Raw genomic sequence first — 5,955 nt, 5'->3', positions numbered from 1 at the left:
GTAGTGTAAGAACGTTAACGGTAAATGATAATGGAACCAATCAAACGATCAATTACTCGGTTAGAGATGGTAATGGTTGTATTACAGCCGGAACAGCTATTATTCTAAATAGATTAAACCCACCAACGGATTTATCTTTTGCTAATGCTTCGGTGACTTGTACATCCCCTACGACTTCAGTGACATTAACTGCTACTAATGGAGTAGGAGCTTTACAGTATGAAACTATTGCACCATCGGTGGTGATTTTACCTAAGCAAACTTCTAATGTTTTTGCAGGTTTGGCTTCTGGTAATTATACCTTTAGAGTAACCGATACTAATGGATGTTATTACACAGAATCCTATGAAATTATACCAGTAGTTCCTATAGTTATTGCAGGTAATGTAACATCGAATGTAGATTGTAGAGGTAATTCAACGGGTGATGCTACATTTACCGTTTCTGGTAATGCTACGGTAGGGGCTTATACTTATGTTTTAACAGCTGGTACATTAGGAACAGGTACCTTAACACAATCTGGAAATACCTTGACTTTGACAAATGTTGTTGCGGGTAACTATACTATTCGTGTAACAGATACTGCTACAGGATGTTTTGCAGATGCTTCAGTAACGATTACCCAACCTGCAGCTGCCTTATCAATTACTTCGGCTATAGCTACAAATGTAAATTGTAACAACGATAATTCACAAATTACAGTAACAGCAGCAGGAGGAACAACAAATTATGGTTATGCTGCTGTAGTTTCAGGAGCAACAGCTCCTACTGTTTTTGCTTCATCAAGTATAGTTACAGTAGATACTAATTCTGCATCGAATTTAGTTTGGGATGTATATGTAAAAGATGCTAATGGTTGTACAATAATTAGAACGGTTACAGTAATTAATGATCCGTTACCTTCCATTACATCAGTTACGGTTCCAAATCAATGTTCGGCTTCTGGAAGTACTTTTACCATTACGGCAACTCCATCGGCTACAAGTCTTACGCCATTAACGTATGGTATTGGTGGTCCAACAGGTACCTTCCAAACGAGTCCAACCTTTACAGTATCTGCGGGAACGTATACTGTTTATATAAAAGATAAAAATGGTTGTGTGGTGGCAGCACCAGTACCAACCATAGTTTATCCACAACTGACATCTAGTGCAGCTGTGACCAAAACTTTGGATTGTTCAGCTAGCCCAGATGCTGTAATTACTACTACAATTACAGGCGGAAGAGCACCTTTCACTTATACGGTTCAAAAAGGTACAGGTACTCCAGTTTCAGGAGGTCCAGCAAGTGCATCCTTAACTTTTACAACTAGTGTAAGTAATGCCAATGCGGATACTTATACTTTTGTAATTACAGATGCTAATGGTTGTCAAGCGACCACTTCAACTACGGTTACTGCCATTACGAATCCAACAGTTGCCGCAACGCCAACAATGGTTAGCTGTAATGGTGGAAGTAACGGTTCAGTTGTTTTAGCAGGTTCAGGCGGATCAGGCGGTTACACATATAGTAATAATGCAACTTCTGGTTTTACATCTACTGCTACTTTCTCAGGTTTATCAGCCTCAGCGACACCTTATACTTTTTATGTAAAAGACAGTAAAGGTTGTACGGGTTCGATTGCAGTTACTATAACTCAGCCAACGGCTTTAGTGGTGTCAGCTTCGGCTACAGCCTTTAGTTGTAATGCAACGAATGTAAAACAATCTGCTACAGTTACTATTAATGTCCCAACTACAGGTACTTCTCCTTATGTATACAGTTTCAACGGAGGTGCTTACAGTAGTGTAAGAACGTTAACGGTAAATGATAATGGAACCAATCAAACGATCAATTACTCGGTTAGAGATGGTAATGGTTGTATTACAGCCGGAACAGCTATTATTCTAAATAGATTAAACCCACCAACAATTGCTACCATTACTAATACGCCAATTTATTGTGTACCTGTTTCAAGTACTACTAGTACAGTTACTGTACCAGTAACAGCAGGAACAGGAGTAGGAACGCTTACGTACACTATAACTTCACCAGCATCGGCTACAACAAACATAACTGGTGCAACAACAGGAGTGTTCACAGGATTAACTGCAGGAACTTATACATTTAAAGTAACCGATGCCAATGATTGTTTTGCGACAAAATCACATACCGTACCCGCAGTTACACCAATTGCCGTTACCGCTACCAAATTGACTGATGTTGATTGTTTCGGAAATACTACGGGTTCTGCACGATTTACAGTTACAGGTTTTAGTAGTACTGGAAATTATAACATTACCGTTTCTTCTACTCCAGCTAGTTTACCTTACACATTGAGTCCAACCGGAGATGTACGTACTTTAACAGGTCTAGTTGCAGGAACCTATACTTTTAGTGTTACTGATAATACAACGGGTTGTACGGATAGTAAATCTGTAATTATATCGCAACCATCATCTGCTTTAGCTTTAAATTTAGTGTCGAACAAAAATGCTAATTGTAATGTGGCTACAGCTAGAGTTGAAGTTATTGCTGCAGGAGGAACACCTTCTTATACTTATGCTTTTGTACAAAACAATATAGCTCCTTTGGCAACTGATTATACAGCTAGTGCTATAGCGAATCTGAATCCATTAACTAATTTGAATTGGGATGTTTGGGTAAAAGATAGCAAAGGATGTACTTTCAAATTAGATGTAGCAATTGTTACTGACCCACAACCAACTGTTACAGCTACAGCTATAGGGCAGTGTTTAGGAGTAGGAAGTTATACTATTACTGCAAGTGGTGTAGGAGGATTAGCACCATTAGAATATAGTATTAATGGTGGCGCTTCATACCAATCAGGTACTACTTTTGTAGTAACTACCGCTGGAAGTTATACAATTAAAGTAAAAGATGCCAATGGTTGTACTGATGATAGTCTACCAGTTGTAGTAGCCCCACAATTGACTTTGAATGCGGTTTTAAATAAAGATATTACATGTAATCCTGCTCCAACAGCAGCTAGTATTACGCTTACCCCAACTGGAGGTTCAGGAACCTTTACTTATTCGGCTTCTCCTAATACTGGAACTTTTGCAGGTACAGTATTTACAACAAGCACGGCGGGTACTTATACCTTTACGGTAACCGATACTACTACGGGTTGTACTTACACTACTACAACTGCTATTGCAGTGACAACTCCTGTTAATCCAGTAATTGATGATGTTGCACTTCCAGGTAATGATGGTGTTTCACAAACAGCATCTATCAATTGTAATGGTGATGATACGGCAGCTATTGCAATCGCTATTGATAATACGAAAGGACAATCTCCATATGTGTTTAATGTATTCAACACTACTACAGGAATCAATTACGGCACACAAACTTCAGGTTTGTCAGCAGGAGATTATCTTGTAACAGTAACAGATGCTAAAGGTTGTACCGATACAGAACCGATTACTATTACGGAGCCTGCACCCATAGCTGTTTTGCATACTACAGTACCAATTACTTGTAATGGTGCTGGTATTTCGAAAGGGTCTGTAATTGTACAAAGTGTTACTGGAGGAGTAGGGCCGTATAATTATTTTGTTAATGGAGTGAATGGATATAATGAATCAGAATTAAATAATTTTGGTTCAACTTCTTTTAAATTTGATGTTGTAGATTTTGGAATCTATCAAATTAACGTAGTTGACTCTAATGGTTGTTCAGTTTTAATTCAAAATGTCAAAGTAGCATCTCCACCAGATGATTTAGATATAAGCGTGATTCCACCTCCTGCAGATTGTTCAGCTCCTGGTTCAGCTGTTGTTGCAGTTGGTTCTTCTCCAACAAGTACAATAGGTGCAGGACCATTTTACTTTAGTATTTATACTGGTACAGCACCTGTTTATCCTGCTGGGACTTGGTTACCTGAAGATGCCCCAGGTAGTAAGCAGACAACATTTGCTAATCTTATTCCTGGTGTAACTTATACTTTTGTTGTATTTGACGCCGATGTTGCCAATGGAGGTACAGGTACAGGATGTTATTATTATGAAACATCTACAATTCCGATACCAACAAATTCTACCATTACTGTAAATCCTTTAACACCTAATAATATAACTTGTAAAGGAGCAGCGGATGGTAATGTGACATTTACTATGAATCATACTTATAGTGTCGCTACTCCAGTTACTTATCAAATTTATAATTCACAATCAGTAACTCCTGTTGGCGCTGCTGTTGCTGCTGTTATTCCAGCAACGGGTTCATTAGTAGTCAATAATTTTGGAACTTTGCCTTTCGGAAGTTATTTTGTTTTGGTAACTGAAACAGGTGTTGCAACACACTCTGGATGTAGTATCAGTTCTGCAAGATTTGACATTACAGAATCTGCAATTGATTTGTCTTTAACTGCACAAAAAATCAAAAAAGTCAATTGTAATGAAGATGGTATTATTGCTACTTTCGCTAGCAACGGAACAGGACCTTATACGTACCAATATTTATTAGCTACTGACCCAGCTCCAACGGCTGGTGCAGCGGGTTGGATTTCTGCAACAACATTTGCGACTAGTACTACAGGTAATTATGTGGTCTATGTTAAAGATGCTTATGGATGTATTAAAACTGCTCCTGTAACTTTAGATGCTGATGCAGCACCAACAGTTACTCCACCAGTAGCACCAATTTGTTATGACGGTACAGCATTTACGATAACATTTTCAGGTACAGTAGATCCTGCTATAGCAGGCTTGCCAACTTATAGTGTAAACGGAAGTGCTTTCCAAAGTTCACCAAGTTTTACCTTCAATGCAGCGGGAACTTATAATTTAGTAATTAAAGACGGTAATAATTGTACGGCTAATGTGGATTATGTTGTACATCCAAAACTAGAATTATCTGCTGCAGTGACTAAGACATTAGATTGTACAGCCACACCAAACGCAACGATTACTTTAACTACTATTGGCGGAAATACAACTCCAGCAGCTAATTATACTTATGAAGTTAATTTCAATGGAGGAGGTTTTGTAGCGGCAACAAATCCGTATACTGCTACCACAGCCGGAACTTATGACTTTAGAGTAACCGATGCAAACAATGCTACAACTTGTCAAACGACTACTAGTATCGTGTTGGATCCAATTCCAACCACTGTATTTACTACAACTCAGACTAATGTAAGTTGTAATGGTGGTACAGATGGTACCATCACTGTGAATGTAACTGCTGGTGAAGGACCTTATGAGTACCAATTAGACGCTGGTGTTTTCCAAACGTCTAATCAGTTTACTGGTTTAGCAGCAGGAACTACTTATGTGGTTACGGTGCGTAATGCGAAACAATGTACTTTGGCTTCTCTTCCAATTACTATAGCAGAGCCTTCCGCTTTGTCTGCTGGTTCATTGTTGACAACTCCATTAAGCTGTGGAGCAGGAAATGTAGCGCAAACAGCTACAGTTACCGTAAATGGAATCGGAGGAACGGCTCCTTATGAGTATAGTTTTGATAATGGTACAAGTTATTCTACTACCAATACCTATCAATCTAATGTGGGTATCACTTTTGATGTTTTAGTAAAAGACGCGAAAGGATGCGTTTATACTTTGAGTAATGGTGTAAATATTCCAGCTTTGGTACCACCAACAAATATGGATATTAATGGTACGCCAGTATATTGTTTACCAGTTGCTAGTCAAACAAGTACAGTAACTATTAGCAATGTTCAAAATGGAGTAGGAACATTTACCTACCAAATTATTTCGCCTCTAGCAGCAATTATTAATAATGGTACTAATGCTGTTTTCACGGGATTAACGCCTGATACTTATGTATTCGAAGTGACTGATGCTAATGGTTGTAAGTACCAAGAGTCGTATACTGTAGCTCCAGTTACTCCTATTGCTATAGTAGGAGCATTGGTAAATGATATTTCATGTGATGCTTCAAACGGAACGACAAATAACGGTTCTGCTAGTTTTACAGTAACAG

At 38.5% G+C, this 5,955-nt stretch carries 1 pseudogene; it reads left to right on the top strand.

Features of this window, described 5'->3' with window-relative positions:
* Positions 1 to 5,955: pseudogene (locus tag WFZ86_RS19930) on the top strand (hypothetical protein); the annotation flags it as partial.

It is taken from the genome of Flavobacterium polysaccharolyticum (genome assembly GCF_038739875.1).
Lineage (GTDB): Bacteria > Bacteroidota > Bacteroidia > Flavobacteriales > Flavobacteriaceae > Flavobacterium > Flavobacterium polysaccharolyticum.
The sequence above is the reverse complement of the archived record's forward strand: the minus strand, read 5'-3'. Positions and strand labels throughout refer to the sequence as shown.